11 protein-coding genes are annotated in these 14,097 nt (G+C 66.2%); 5 read left to right on the top strand and 6 right to left on the bottom strand.

The window, feature by feature from the left end:
* The first annotated feature begins 8 nt into the window (after positions 1–8).
* The 3 genes from panB (at position 9) to LG299_RS06705 (ending at position 3,972) form a co-directional block, all read left to right on the top strand.
* A complete protein-coding gene (panB, locus tag LG299_RS06715) occupies positions 9–866 on the top strand; it encodes a 3-methyl-2-oxobutanoate hydroxymethyltransferase (protein ID WP_404434268.1) in 858 nt (285 codons plus the stop codon).
* Between the two features lie 611 nt (positions 867–1,477).
* Positions 1,478–3,397: an MFS transporter gene (locus LG299_RS06710; protein ID WP_404434267.1), complete on the top strand. Its 1,920-nt coding sequence runs from the start codon at positions 1,478–1,480 to the stop codon at positions 3,395–3,397.
* On the top strand, positions 3,394–3,972 hold the full coding sequence (locus LG299_RS06705) for a TetR family transcriptional regulator (protein ID WP_404434266.1): 579 nt from the start codon (positions 3,394–3,396) through the stop codon (positions 3,970–3,972). The genes LG299_RS06710 and LG299_RS06705 overlap by 4 nt, the downstream gene beginning before the upstream one ends.
* A 138-nt stretch (positions 3,973–4,110) precedes the next feature.
* Here LG299_RS06705 and LG299_RS06700 read toward each other — a convergent pair whose 3' ends face one another.
* Positions 4,111–5,298: an IS30 family transposase gene (locus tag LG299_RS06700; protein ID WP_404434265.1), complete on the bottom strand. Its 1,188-nt coding sequence runs from the start codon at positions 5,296–5,298 to the stop codon at positions 4,111–4,113.
* An 84-nt stretch (positions 5,299–5,382) separates the two neighbouring features.
* Entirely contained in the window at positions 5,383–5,625 is a 243-nt protein-coding gene (locus tag LG299_RS06695; protein WP_404434827.1) for a hypothetical protein, read from the bottom strand.
* A 377-nt stretch (positions 5,626–6,002) separates the two neighbouring features.
* Between LG299_RS06695 and dctP the strand changes: the two genes are divergently transcribed.
* Both dctP and LG299_RS06685 read left to right on the top strand, forming a co-directional pair.
* Positions 6,003–7,256 carry a TRAP transporter substrate-binding protein DctP gene (dctP, locus tag LG299_RS06690; RefSeq protein ID WP_404434263.1) on the top strand — a complete coding sequence of 418 codons (1,254 nt, stop codon included), beginning with the start codon at positions 6,003–6,005 and terminating at the stop codon, positions 7,254–7,256.
* A gap of 118 nt (positions 7,257–7,374) precedes the next feature.
* Positions 7,375–7,911 (top strand): nuclear transport factor 2 family protein, encoded by a 537-nt coding sequence (locus LG299_RS06685; RefSeq protein WP_404434261.1) that lies wholly within the window; start codon positions 7,375–7,377, stop codon positions 7,909–7,911.
* 277 nt (positions 7,912–8,188) lie between these two features.
* On the opposite strand, the gene cofC is transcribed toward LG299_RS06685, so the two are convergent.
* From cofC to cofG, 4 genes are read right to left on the bottom strand one after another with little or no spacing between them, the layout of a single operon-like run.
* Positions 8,189–8,857, bottom strand: a complete 669-nt coding sequence (gene cofC, locus LG299_RS06680) for a 2-phospho-L-lactate guanylyltransferase (RefSeq protein ID WP_404434260.1) — start codon at positions 8,855–8,857, stop codon at positions 8,189–8,191.
* A complete protein-coding gene (gene fgd / locus LG299_RS06675) occupies positions 8,854–9,867 on the bottom strand; it encodes a glucose-6-phosphate dehydrogenase (coenzyme-F420) (RefSeq protein WP_404434259.1) in 1,014 nt (337 codons plus the stop codon). The genes cofC and fgd overlap by 4 nt, the downstream gene beginning before the upstream one ends.
* The gene (locus LG299_RS06670) at positions 9,864–11,399 is read right to left on the bottom strand and encodes a flavin-containing monooxygenase (protein WP_404434258.1); all 1,536 of its coding nucleotides are present in this window, start codon (positions 11,397–11,399) and stop codon (positions 9,864–9,866) included. The genes fgd and LG299_RS06670 overlap by 4 nt, the downstream gene beginning before the upstream one ends.
* On the bottom strand, positions 11,396–13,792 hold the full coding sequence (cofG, locus tag LG299_RS06665; protein ID WP_404434257.1) for a 7,8-didemethyl-8-hydroxy-5-deazariboflavin synthase CofG: 2,397 nt from the start codon (positions 13,790–13,792) through the stop codon (positions 11,396–11,398). Before cofG ends, LG299_RS06670 begins: the two co-directional genes overlap by 4 nt.
* Positions 13,793–14,097: the final 305 nt, after the last annotated feature.

Below are 14,097 nucleotides of genomic sequence, written 5' to 3'. Positions count from 1 at the left end.
TGCCGCGGATGACCTTCGCGCGCCTCACGGATCTGAAAGCGAAGCGCCAGCCGATCGCCATGGTTACGGCGTACGACTATCCGAGCGCCCAGATCGCCGAAGCCGCCGGTGTCGACATGGTACTGGTGGGGGATTCCGCCGCGATGACGGTGCTGGGCTACGACAGCACGGTGCCGGTGACGGTGGACGAGATGCTGATGCTCACCGCGGCGGCGCGCCGCGGACTGCGTACGCCGCTGCTGGTGGCCGACCTTCCGTTCGGTTCCTACGAGGTCTCTGATGTGCAAGCGGTCGCGACCGCCCAGCGCTTCGTTAAAGAAGCCGGCGCGGACGCCGTGAAGATCGAGCGAGGCGGCACCTCAGTCGAGCGGGCGCGAGCGATCGTCGCCGCCGGCATTCCCGTAATGGGGCACGTAGGGCTCACTCCGCAGACCGCCGCCACAATCGGCGGCTACCGTGCTCAGGGCCGCACTGCCGAGGAGGCGGTCGCCGTCTTTCGCAGCGCCCGGGCTCTGCGAAGCGCGGGATGTTTTGCGCTGGTCTTTGAAGCCATCCCCAGCCCCGCCACCGACGCCATGATGCCGCTCTTGGATATTCCCGTGATCGGTATCGGCGCCGGTCCCGCCACCGACGGGCAAGTTCTTGTGTTCCACGATTTGCTCGGCATCTTCGACGGCCGCGCCGCCCGGTTCGTGAAGCGGTACGCCGAACTCCGTGAACCCATGATCTCCGCCGTCGCCGCCTATGCGGAGGACGTGCGCACCCACCGCTACCCTGCGCCCGAGCACGAGTACTCGATGGCTGTCGCGGAGAGTCAGCGGCTGGAAGCACTCCTGAACGAGCGGGTCCGGCCCCGCGGGCCTTGACCGGCTACGCCCATTCCCGATGGCCTGAGAACTCCCCGGGTAACGGCCCGGAGCCCAACGCCTCCGCGTCGCGTTGATGGGCGCATGCGGCGCCCGCGGCGAATCCGTCGGCGTGGGCCTCGTCGACGTCCTGTCGGAACATTTCGTGCTCCGCTTCGCGCAGGATCGATCGTGCGCCGGGCAGGTCCAGTGCGCCGACCAGGTCGCTCCGGCCGCACGACCGCGATTGGGACGGCGGGATGCCTTCCCTTGACCAGATCTGGGGCCGACCCCAGCTCGCGGCGACGCACGGCATCGTCACCGTGAGCGGGCGACGCTCAGCATCGGTCTACCCGCGCATGTCTTCGAAGGCGTGCACGGCGGCGGCACCGATCGCGGTCTCGGTGTGCCCTTCGCGCCAGGCGCGGACAGCGTGTCCGAGATAATCACCCCGACCTGCACCCCCAACAGCGAACCCAGGCCCGACGGTATGGCGCGGCCAAATGGCTGCCAACGGGCGTGGCGAGATGCGCTGTCTTGTGACGTCCCGTGCTAACCCATTTGACCGAAGGGTGAGGAGCATGGTTCTCTGACACTGGGGTGAACGGTTGTTCACTGACCTGGAGGTGTAGATGGCGCGAGCGAAACGCGTTCCCGTCTCGCTGACCGTAGCCGTGTTGGCGTTCAGCGGGATGGCGGCCTCGTTGCAGTTCACGCTGACGATTCCGCTCCTTCACGCAATGCCCGATCTTCTCGACGTGTCGCCGAACGATGCATCGTGGATCATCACGATTACCTTGCTCGCAAGTGCGATTGCGACCCCCATCCTCTCCCGCATGGCGGACATGTACGGCAAGCGTCGGATGATCGTCGTTGCGCTAGCGGCGATGACGATCGGCTCCTTCGTCGTCGCGGTCGGCGAGTCTTACCCGACCATGATCGTGGGGCGGGGTTTGCAGGGTTTTGCGCAATCGTTGATCCCGATCGGCATCAGCCTGTTGCGCGATTTACTGCCCCGAGAGCGTGTCGGCTCTGCGGTCGCGCTGATGAGCGGGACCCTAGGCATCGGCGCAGCCGTGGGAATGACGCTGTCGGGCGCTTTGTACGAGTGGTTCGGCTGGGAGTCGGTGTTTTGGTTCAGCGGCTTAGCGGGCCTGACCTTCATCATCGGGGTGCTCCTCGCGGTGGATGAATCGCCGGTGCGCGCCCCCGCGCGCTTCGATATCGCGGGGGCGGTGCTGCTGTCGGTGATTCTGACCGCGACATTAGTCGTGATATCCAAGGTCGGTAGCTGGGAAATCACCGTGATCGCCGCCCTAATCGGTGTCGCTCTCGTGGGGATTGCCGGCTGGGTTCCGCTGGAACTGCGGGTCAGCAACCCTATGGTCGACTTGCGAACGGCGGTCAAACGGCCAGTGCTGCTGGCAAACCTCTCCACACTGTTCGCGACTGGCGCGTTCATGGTCAATATGCTCGTCACGACGCAAGCAGTTCAGGCCCCGCACGGGACCGGGTATGGGTTCGGACTTTCGGTCGTCGGTGCCGGGCTTGTCATGCTGCCCGGCGGGCTTGTCGTGGTTGCAATCGCGCCCCTCACCGGAGCCCTGATGAATCGGTGGGGTGGCAGACGTGTACTTGTCGCGGGCAATATCGTCCTCGCGCTCGCATATGTGTTTCGAGTGCTTTTCGCTGATTCTTTGTTCACTGTCGTCGCGGGGACGATGCTGATAGGCGTGGGTACTGCAATGACATTCGCGGCGCTCCCGACGATCCTAATGGGGGCGGTGCCGCTGACTGAGACGGCGGCCGCGAACGGCATCAATGCGTTGGTGCGTTCCTTGGCGATGTCAATCTGCAGTGGTTTCCTGGCGTTGCTGGCGACCACGATGTCGGTGTCTCTGGACGGGCACCAATTCCTCTCTGCGCCGGCGATTCAGCTCTGCTTTTGGCTCGCGTCGGCCTGCGGACTCATTGGCGCGGCCATCGCTGGGTTCATCCCAGCAGACACGCGGCGGCGCCTGGAAACGGCAGCCCAAAATGGGCGCGAACAGGCTCTCATTCGCGGCCGCATAATCTTGGGCGATGATGTCGTGCCGCGACATCCGGCTATCGTCACGTTCATGAACCTCGACGGCACCCCGGTCGACTGGTCTCGCGCAGACCTCAATGGGCGATACTCAGCGGCACTGCGCGGTGCCGGAAGATATCTCGCAGTCGCCAACGCGGTCGGCTGGGCACCACAGACATATGTGATCGACGTCGCGGACGCCGAGACGGAGTGGGATGCTGCGATCTCGGAGCAACTGTCGCTATCTGGCTACGTAACCCGGCCAACGGGATCCGTGGACGGAATCATCGTGGTGTTGTACCGAGCCGAGGGCCATTTCGTGTCGTCGGTTCGCTGCGACGAGGGCGGCCGATACCGGATGCAACTTCCACCGACGGGCCCCTACGTCCTCACGGCAATCGACCCGGACGAAGCGTGGGCGCACTCTCAGAAAATCCACGTGGGCGTGCAGTCCACATCCGTCGAGATCGTCGCGACGACATGACTTCCCAGACCAGCAACAAAGCAATCCTCGCCGCCGCGCGCCGCCAGTTTGCCGAGAAAGGCTTCGCCCGTGCAACTGTGCGTGACATCGCCAGCGCCGCCGGAGTGTCAGCCGCTCTCGTCATGAAACTGTTCGGGAGCAAGGCGGGTCTCTACGCCGAGGCAGGTCACCTTTCCGTGCCGCTCGCCGAACTCGATCTGACGCGCCCGCAGATCGGTCGAGTACTTGTGCAGCGGTTGGTAACCCGTCGCGACGAGGATCGGCCCGAACCCTGGGCTGCAATTGCGCTTTCAGTGCGTGACGCTCCCGACACCGAAGAGGCGCGCGCGGACTTCGGGGCGACGTGGGTGGCTCCGATCGCGAGTCTCATCGGAGACACGACAGCCGAGCGCACTCATGCTTCGATCGTCGCTTGCCAGCTGGTCGGACTCGCTGAAGGGATGCGGTTCCTGGGTCTGTTCACCGACAAAACCATCTCCAGCGATGATCTGGTCGATCTTTGGGCACCGATTCTACAAGCAGCGATCGACCCTTTGACCTTGCGCGCGACGCAAATCGGCGACCTCTTACCTTAGTCCCGGCCCTGCCTGCCAGGATCAGGATCGCCAGCCACCAAGCAAGTCAGCCGCGTGGGCGCAAGCGTCCACTCGGGAGGCCTGCTGTACGGTGTCGCCGTTGCTCGAATTCTGAACAGTCGGCGCGGCAGGTTCTAGTCAACGTCGCAACACTTGCGGATTATTTGAGGCTAGCAATGCGGCGAAGAGCTGGGCGGGAGTGCGGTCGTCGAGGATCAATCTTGGGCGGTCGTTGAGCTCGTTCTCGACGTCGAGCAGGTGCCGTGGTGAGTGGCCGCCGAGCGGGGTGCCTTTGGGGAAGTAGTCGCGGAGGAGACCATTCATGTTCTCGTTCGACCCGCGCTGCCAGGGCGAGTGTGAGTCGCAGAAGAACACGGGAGCCCCGAGGGAACTAGTGATCGTGAGATGGCGTGCCATCTCGGTGCCTTGGTCCCACGTGATCGACCGCATCAGCCCTGAGGGTAGGTCGCGCATGCGGGCAGTGAGCGCGTCGTGGAGGGCGTCGCCGTCGCGTCGAGGAAGGTGCAGCAACCTCACGAGTCGTGTCTGACGTTCGACGAGGGTGCCGATCGCTGAACGCTGGTCTTTGCCGATGATTAAGTCGCCTTCCCAATGCCCCGCCTCAGAACGGTCGCGCGGGTCGAAGGGGCGGTGATGGATGGTGAGCATTGGCTGCTCAAACCGTGCTCGACGTCGATCGGTGCGTTGGTGAGCGCGTCGCTGTTCGCGTCCGGTACGCAGCGGCGAGCGGTGTTGCGGAGCGAGGCGGGAAGGTCGGAGAAGGCCCGACGAGGGCCGATAAACGGCCTGGTAGATGCTTTCGTGACACAACCACATGGTCGGATCCGAAGCGAACCTCGCACGAAGATGCCGGCTAATCTGCTGCGGGCTCCACCGATGGGAGAGCTTCTCGAGCACCACCCTCCTCAAGTCCTGATTGGACTCGATGCGCCGCGGATGGTTACGGGCGCGGCGAGCGGTCGCGCGGCGCTGCGCAGCAAACGGGCCGTAGCCGCGGCCACCACGAGTGGCATTGCGGCGCAGCTCACGGGAGATGGTCGATGGCGCCCGACCCAACCGCTCCGCGATCATCCGGACGCTCAGTCCGGCGTGCCGCAGATCCGCGATCTGAATGCGTTCGTCCTGCGAGAGGAACCGTGTGCTGATCTCACGCACGGATAGGCGCTCGATCGCCGGGACGAACCCCACCAGCTGCCCATGTCGGTAGGTCTTGTAACCGTAGGCCCAGTTGTTTCCGGCGGTCCTAGAGACGCCGACTTCGCGGGCGGCCGCCTCGACTCCCCACCCGCGCTCTCGCAGCTCCATGAACCGCTGACGCTGGTCCGAGAGTTGCCGACGCCCAGGACCCTTCTTCGCACGACGAGATGATGCCAACACAACCTCCAGAATCTAGGAAGTGTTGCAACCGTCGCTAGAAACCACCCGCGTGAAAAGTGAACGGTTGCGGGCAGTCTGGCCAGGGTTTCGTGGGTGGTGGTGCGGATGCTGGGACGGCTGTCGATGCCGCGTCCGCGGAGTCGTTAGCTGGCGCCCTGAAGGGTGAGGACGTCGGCCTCGTGGACGATCCGGTTCGATCATCGCCGCGGCTACGGCTTGGTCTCGGAAGAAACCGCCCCAGCCGGAGAACGGCAGGTTCGAGGTGAGGACGAGTGAGGCGTGTTCGTAGCTGATGAGACGAGCCGGGAGAACAGGTTCGCGGCGTGTTGCGCGAACGGCACGTATCGGACCTCGTCGACGATGATCAGCCCGTAGCGGCGTAGCCGGCCAGTCCCTGCGGGAGTCGGCCTTGCCGGTGGGCGTCGGTAAGTCCGGTGATCCAGTCCGTCGCGGTCGCGAACAGCACCCAACAGCGCATCGGCATTCAAGCGCGAGGCGGTACCCTTGCACGTCATCTGAGAGTCCGAACAGATTTTCGAGCGCGAGGATGCCGTCCTCGACACACATCCCGTCTTATACAGCTGCCTTGACATTCAGTACGAATCTCGTCAGGATTTGAACCATGGTCAACGATGACCGGACAGGGGAGTGGCACAGTGATTGCAAGAAGAGCGTTCATCGTACTGGCGGGGGCGTGTGGTGCTATCGCGCTCTTGGTGAGTTGCAGCGGCGGCAATGCCACCCCGAGCGCAACAAGCACCGGCGCGACCGCCGATGTCGACTGGAGCTCGATAGATCCCGTAGAACTCACCGTCTCAAATCCCTTCGCACCAGGCAACGTGTCCAGCCAGCTCCTGAGAACCTGGATGGATACGGCGACGAAAGCGACCGATGGCAAGGTGACGTTCGACTATTACGAGTCCGGTGCGTTGCACGGGGTGCCGGAATCCCTCTCGGCGTTGAACTCCGGCCTCACTGACGTGACCTTCATCGCGAGCAGCTACTTTCCGGACCAATTGCCCGTGAGCAATTGGTGGGATCAACTCATCCAGGGCGAGTTGCAGAAGCTGGGCTACCCCGGCGTTACCGTCGCCGGATCCGGTCAGCAATTGGTCCAATATGAAAGCGAAAGCGCGGCAGCGGCCGAGCAGGCAGAAGCGGGATTCATCTCGTTCATTCCGCTGACTGCCGGCCCAAACGTATTGACTTGCGTAGAGGAATTCGATTCGGTAGAGGACCTCGAGGGACGCACTGTTCGAGTCAGCGGCGCGCTCACGCAGGGGGAGATGGAGTCGATGGGGATGTCGGGGACCTTCATGCCGACTACTGACCAGTACGAGGGGCTGCAGCGTGGCGTGCTGGACTGCGCCGTGAATGCGCCCACCACCATCGTGAGTACCAGCCTCCTGGACGTGACACCCTGGGTGTCCTTCATCAAGTCGGCTCCGACAGTTGCTAGTTGGGCGATTTCAACCGACACGTGGGATGGGCTCGCTCCCGAGATTCAGGAAGTTCTCACTGAGGCGCGCTACGACGCGGTGACGGGTTATGTGCAAGACAGCATGGATGAGTTCAAGGATCTGGCGGCTGCGGTGGAAGAAGCGGGTGGCGAGATCATCGATGCGAGTGAGTTCAACCCGACTATCGACGGCTGGTGGGCTGATCAGCCTGAGCTTGCGTCGTTGGCGCCCTCGGCAGTCTTGGATCCCGAAGCTGAGATAGACCGGGCCCGGGAGACCATGGATGCGTGGTGGGAGTTGACAACAGGCGCGCTGGGTGTGGAATCCCCCGATGACGTCCGGGAATCTCTCGGCGAGGGTTCGGCCGTGGTCGAGGACTGGGGCGCTTGGCGCGACGCTCTTGCCGACGGACTTGGCGAACAATGAAGCACAGCGTGATTCCGGATTCCCAGTTCGTGGGTCCAAGGGAAGTCGATCCAAGTTGGAGTCATCGGATTGCAGACCCTTTGAATAGAACGAAGAAGACGCGGGAGATCAAGTGAGCATGACGAGTCTCAGCTACCGAACACCCTCGCTGGACGACCTGGCGTCGGTTGAGGAGATCAAGCAACTGAAGGCACGGTACTGCTACTACGTCGACCACCAGGATTGGCCGCGTTGGGCGTCGCTGTTCGCGCCAGATGCGCAGGTCGACCTCAGCGCGTTCTCAATCGCTCGCGACCCGGTCACAAACGAACGTATTCCCGTCCCAGGCTTTACCTTCGAGTTCCTGGAGGGTTTGTCCGCCTACGAATGGCCCTTGATCGGGCGTGCGGCCGTGCAAGGGTTCGGGGAGTCCCGCGGCAGCCTGAACCGACGCAGCGTGCACCACGTATTTACGCCTGAGATTGAGTTGAGCTCTCAGTCCACTGCGAGGGCAGTCTGGCCGATGGAGGACTACGGCTGGTGGCCGGAAGGGTCCAAGGTCGTATACATGCACGGCATGGGCTATTACCGAGAGACGTACGAGCGGTTGGACGACCAGCGTTGGTATATCAAGACCAGCGTCGTGAGCCGCTCCTGGATCGAGTGGCGTCGATAAGATCCGCGAAGTCAACGTGCCGCACGTAGTTGCGCGAATCGATAACGATTGTCTCGTAGAGAGACCGCAGCGATCCCTCGCTGGGCATTTGTCTCGGATGGTTGACGTTCGTCTCGCCGAACTGTCGCCCAACGCTCCTCGGCAGATCAGATGACGGTCGAACACCATTTTGGTGTCAATGACGGGGGTGTTCGTGGTTCTATCTGTCGCGCCACGCGGCGCTCCTTCGGGATGTTCTCGCATGATCAGGTCGTGTTCGAGCGCCTGGTGATCGTGTTCAGCCTGATTGGCGCGGTCTACATGCTGTCTGAGCCGCGAAAAGCCCGCTCGTCCGAGGCCCGAGACCGAGGCCGGCCGCGACCTTCAGCTGCGCGGCGGTGTCGACGTCGCGCCGCACGGTCGAGTCGTCGGCGAGGTCCAGCGCGACGCAGCCGAGCTCGAGATGTCGCCCGTAGGACCCCTCGCCGAACGATGTGCTCAGCGGGATGCCGCTCCGCGCCGTCACGAGAGTGGTCCCGGTGCCCTCGGCGTCGGCGACGGCCGCCCGCTCGTGCGCGCCGGCTGCGGTGAGGGCCGTGGCGAGATCGCCGGGCCGCAGCGCCGGAAGATCTCCGAGTAGCGCCGCGCGCGGCATCCCTTCTCCGGCCGCTTCGGCGCCGGCCGCCACCGCCGCGTCGATGCCGCGCAGCGTGCCGCTGCCGTCGTCCTCCGGCACGAATCGCAGTCGGGGGATGTCGAAGGCCAGCGCGATCAGCGCTCCGTCGTCGGTCACGACATAGACCTGGGAGACCGCGGAGCACGCTGCCGCGGCGGCGATCGTGTCCAGTGCGATCGCCCGGGCGAGGGTCACCCGGTCGACGGTGGGCAGGTCGAGTCGGGACTTGCCGACCGAGGTGGGCTTGACCGGGATGATGACGGCCCAGCCGGGCTGGTAAGTCGGCCTCACTGGCCGAATCGGGCGCGCAGCCGCGGCAGGATCTCCGCCCCGTACGTGCGCAGGAAATCCTCCTGGTCGTGGCCCGGGTCGTGGAACACGAGGTGGCGGAAGCCCATGTCGACGTACCGCGAGATCTGCTCGACGTGCTCGTCCGGGTCGGTCGAGACGATGAAGCGGGATGCCGCGCGCTCGATTGGCAGCTGCTCGCCGAGCCGCTGCATCTCGATCGGGTCGTCGATGCCCATTTTCTCGTCGGCGCTCAGCGCGAGCGGCGCCCAGAAGCGCGTCTTCTCGAGCGCGACCGCCGGGTCGGGGTGGTACGACACCTTGACCTCCATGAGCGTGTCGATCTCGTCGGCGGGGCGACCGGCCTTCTCGAGCCCATCGTGCAGAGCCGGCAGGAGGGTGTCGGTGTAGAGCGTCTCGGCCTTACCCGACGTCGTGATGAAGCCGTCTGCGATGCGGCCCGCGAGCCGGGTGGCGGCCGGGCCCGCGGCGCCGATGTAGATCGGCACGGGTTGGTCGAGCTTGTCGTAGATCGTGATGTTGCGGGTCGTGTAGAACGTGCCCTCGTGGTTCACGCGCTCCTCCGTCCAGAGGCGCTGTATGAGCGTGATCGCCTCCTTGAGGCGCTGGAACCGCTCGGGCGGATCGGGCCACGGGAAGCCGAGGTTCGCTTCATTGAGCGCTTCGCCCGTGCCGACGCCGAGGATGACACGTCCGGGGTACATCACGCCGAGGGTCGCGAAGTCCTGCGCGATGACCGTCGGGTTGTAGCGAAACGTCGGCGTGAGCACTGACGTTCCAATGAGCACTCGCGACGTGCGGGCGCCGAGGGCGCCGAGCCAGGGGATAGATGCCGGGGCGTGGCCACCCTCGTGCAGCCACGGCTGCAGGTGGTCGGACACGAAGACCGAGTCGAAGCCCATCTCCTCGGCGAGGACTCCGAACTCGCACAGTTCGTTGGGTCCGAACTGCTCGGCCGATGCCTTGTAGCCGAATCTCAGGGGAAAGCTCATGATGCTCCTCTCAGTACGCCCTCCACGGGCGCGGGGGTCGTTGGGGCTTCGTCGGCGGGTTCGAACTCCGAGCCGTCAGCGCGCGCGAGTCGGCAGCGGAACGCCTCGACCGTACCGGGCCACAGAAGGGTGAGGCGGCCCGAGCGTTCGTCGACGTACCAGTTGCGGCATCCGCCGGTCATCCAGCGAGTGGATGCCGCAGCCCGCGCGATCTCGTCGGTGTAGACGCGCTCGGCGTTGGGGCGGACGCGCAGCACGCGGCCCGCGCGCCCAGCGAGCACACGGGTGGCGTACGCCGCCTGCTCCTCGATCATGAGCACTGAGGAGGAATGGCCGAGCGACGCGTTCGGGCCGTTCAACACGAACATGTTCGGGAAGCCGGAGACCACGGTGGAGGCGAACGACGTCATGCCCTGCGACCAGTGCGCAGCGAGCGTCACGCCGCCCTCGCCCGAGACGAGCTCGGCGTAGGGCTGACGGGTCGAGGCGAAGCCGGTCGCGAGCACGAGCGCGTCGGCGTCATGACGGGAGCGGTCCGAGCCGACGAGTGTCGAGCCTTCGATGGCCCAGAGGGCGCCCCGCACGAGCGTCACGGCGTCCGACGCCACGGCCGGGTAGAAGTCGTCCGACAGCAACACGCGCTTGCAGCCGAACGCATAGTCCGGCGTGAGCGCGGCGCGCAGCGCCGGGTCGTGGACCTGCCGTTCGAGGTGTGCCCGCGCGACGGCCTCCGCCTCGGTCGCTGCATCCGAGTCGCCGGCTCGCGAAGCGAAGCGGGCCTCGCCCTCGGCGTACAGGTCGGCGCGCAGCGCCTCGAGAGCCTGCGGCGTCGCCGCGAACCGGGCGCGGTCGGTGTCGGAGTAGGCGTCGCCGCCTCGCGGCACGATCCACGCCGGCGTGCGCTGGAACAGGGTGACCTGCGCCGCCGTCCGCGCCAGTTCGGGCAGGATCTGAATCGAGCTCGCCCCCGTGCCGACGATCCCGACGCGGGCGCCCGCGAGGTCGGCGGAGTGATCCCAGCGGGCCGAGTGGAACAGCGGCCCGGGGAAGCTCTCGAGGCCGGAGATTCGGGGAATCGAGGGCTCGGTGAGCCGTCCGCAGGCGATCACGAGCACGTCGGCGACGATGACGTCGTCGCAGGTGCCGCCGGTGGAGGCTGCGGTGCCGGGGGCTCCAGTGCCGATGCGCCACACCCCTTCGGCGGCATCCCAGTCCGCCCATCGCATCGCCGCGCGGAGCTGTAGTCGATCGCGGAGCTCCTCCACATCGACGATGCGCTCGAGGTACGACCGGATCTCATCCCCGCGCGCGTACGTGCCCGACCATAAAGGGTTCGGGTGCGTGGCGAAGCCGTAGAGGTGGCTGGGCACGTCGCACACGAGGCCGGGATATGTGTTGTCGCGCCACGTGCCGCCGACGGATGCCGCACGCTCGAGGATGACGAAGTCATCGCGTCCCGCCCGGCGCAGCGCGATCGCCATGCCGAGGCCGGCGAACCCGGCGCCGACGATCGCGACCTCGACGCGCGTCATCGTGTCTGCTCGCGATGGTCGGTCGTGCGCTGGCGGAAGGGACGGAACAGGCGCGCGACGATGCGCGCGGCATCCGCCACGGACAGCTCGAGCCCGTGCTCGATGCCGGCTTCGGGCAGGACGCGACCGTCGAGAAGCGTGCCGCCGAGGTCGTCGCCGCCCGACTGCAGCAGGGTCGCGGCGGCGTCGCGGCCGACGCGGGTCCACGGGATCTGAATGTGCGGGATGCTGCCGCTCAGCATCAGGCGCGACACGGCGACCATCGCGCGGTGCTCATCGAGCGCGGGGCGGCCAGTGACGAGCGAGACGCCGCCGGACGAGCCGGGAAGCGGGATCGGCACGAACTCGGTGAACCCGCGGGTATCGTCCTGAATCCGGCGCAGGCGGCGCAGGTGGGCGATGCGCTCTTCTGCGGTCTCGACGTGGCCGTAGAAGATCACGCTCGTCGAGCGGAAGCCGGCCCGATGTGCGGCGGTGATGCCCTCAATCCAGCGGTCGATCTCGAGATCGCCGGGAGCGATCAGCGCGCGGACGCGCTCGCTGAGGACTTTGACGCCGGTGCCCGGCACGGTGCCGACGCCGGCTTCGCGCAACGCGGCGAGCGCGCCGTCGAGCCCAAGCCCACCGCGGTCGGCGAGGTCCCACACGTCCCGCGGACGGTAGGCGTGCATGTGGATGTCGGGGGTCGCGGTCTTGATCGCACGCGCGATCTCGAGGTACGCGCAGGGGCTTTCGGTGGGGACGAGGAGTCCCTGCACACAGATCTCGGTGGCGCCAAGGTCGGCGGCATCCGTCGCGATCGCGCGGACGTCATCGAGCGTGAAGGTGCCGAGCTCGCCCGTCGGGGCCGACCGGAACCCGCTCGAGGTCAGGTTGCGGTTGACGACCAGGCTCACGGCCTCACCCACGGTGTAGCGACGCACGTCGTCAGCGGTCGACGTCAGCGCGTCGAGGTCGGGGCCGGTGGCCCGCAGCAATAGCGCCCACTCGGTGTCGTCGAGTGCCAGCGGGTCGGCCGCCGCACGCTCCGCGAGTGTCCGCGCCGCAGTTGCCTCGCCGAACCCCGGGGCTGCGGCTGAACCCAGTCGCTCCTGTGCGGCGGACTGCGTGGATTCGCGGGCGAGCGCTGGATTCGGGCCCGACGCGAACGCGGCCAGACCCGTCGCGGGATCCGCAAGCGCAGAAACCGCTGACCACAGCGTCGGGTCGATCCAGGTCGCGGCATCCTGCACGAACTCCGGCTGCGCAGTCAGCCGCTCACGAAGCGCGAAGCCGAGCGCCGCCGTTCGATCGGCGAGATCGGCGAGGTGCGGCCAAGGTCGCTCGGGGTTCACGTGGTCGGCCGTCAACGGCGAGACCCCACCCCAGTCGTCGGCGCCGGCGCGCAGCAGCATCTCGAACTCGGCAGGGTCGGAGAGATTGGGCGGGACCTGGATGCGCATACGCGGCCCCATCACGAGCCGGGCCACCGCCACCGCCGCCACGTATTCGAGCACTGAGGCGTCGGGCGCGCCCTGCATCGCCGTGCGGGGTTTGGCGCGGAAGTTCTGCACGATCACTTCCTGCACATGGCCCTGGCCGTCGACGGCGTTGCGTTCGTGCGCCGCGCGGATCGCCACCAGAGACTCGGCACGGTCGCGCAACGTCTCGCCGATCCCGACCAAGATGCCGGTCGTGAACGGCACCCGCTCCCGGCCGGCGTCTTCGATCACCTGTAGCCGTAGGCCGGGATCCTTGTCGGGTGAGCCGTAGTGCACCTGCCCGGGCTCTTCGAACAATCGCCGCGATGTGGTCTCGAGCATCATGCCCATCGATGGGGCGGTGGGGCGCAGCGTCCGCAGTTCGCCCGCCGTCATCACGCCGGGGTTGAGGTGGGCGAGCAGGCCGGTCTCGGCGGTGATGAGCCGCGCCATCGCGCCGACGTAGTCGAGGGTCGAGGTGTAGCCGTGCTCGTCGAGCCAGGCGCGCGCTTCTGGCCACCGGTCTTCGGGCCGGTCGCCGAGGGTCAGCAGCGCCTCTTTGCAGCCGACCGCCGCCCCCTGGCGGGCGACGGCCAGCACCTGTTCGGGCGACATGTAGGTCGGCTTGTGCAGCTTGAGCAACTGCGCGGGGGTGTCGACGAAGACGCAGTAGTGGCAGCGGTCGCGGCACAGCGTGGTCAGCGGGATGAACACTTTGCGCGAATAGGTGATAACCCCGGGACGATCGGATGCCGCCAGGCCGGCATCTCGCACCGCGCCCGCGATCCGCAGCATCCGCTCGAACGAGGCACCCGTGGCACCCAGGAGCGTCTCGGCGTCGTCGACCTCCAGCCGCACCCCGGCGGCGGCGCGACTGAGAGCGTCGGCGATCGCAACTCGGTCGACGGTTCGTGCGGGTTCGAGCAGGGTCACCGTCTCAGTCTTTCATCGTGGGGGACTGCGACGTCTCCGGGATCGTTGTCCGTCCGTAAGCAGACGCCGGGCGACTCAAAGCCCTGCTCGAGAGATCCTTCGCGAGCAGCGCTCATCGTTGCGGCTTCCTCTCCAGGTCGAGCTGGTGCCCAGCGGCGAAACTCATCGTGAAGACCGCGACGGCAAGGAGTGTCGAAGTGGCGCACATCGCCAGCCGATCAAGTGGGGCTTCTCTCGGCAAACCCGCTCGGGAGAACGCTCGGTGATGGAGCATCGAAAGAACGGCGGATCTCGCGCCACACTCG

Origin of the sequence: Microbacterium lacus, assembly GCF_044794305.1 — a bacterium.
Classification (GTDB): Bacteria; Actinomycetota; Actinomycetes; order Actinomycetales; family Microbacteriaceae; genus Microbacterium; species Microbacterium lacus_B.
Note: the sequence above shows the minus strand (reverse complement) of the source record. Positions and strands in the feature narration are given on the sequence as shown.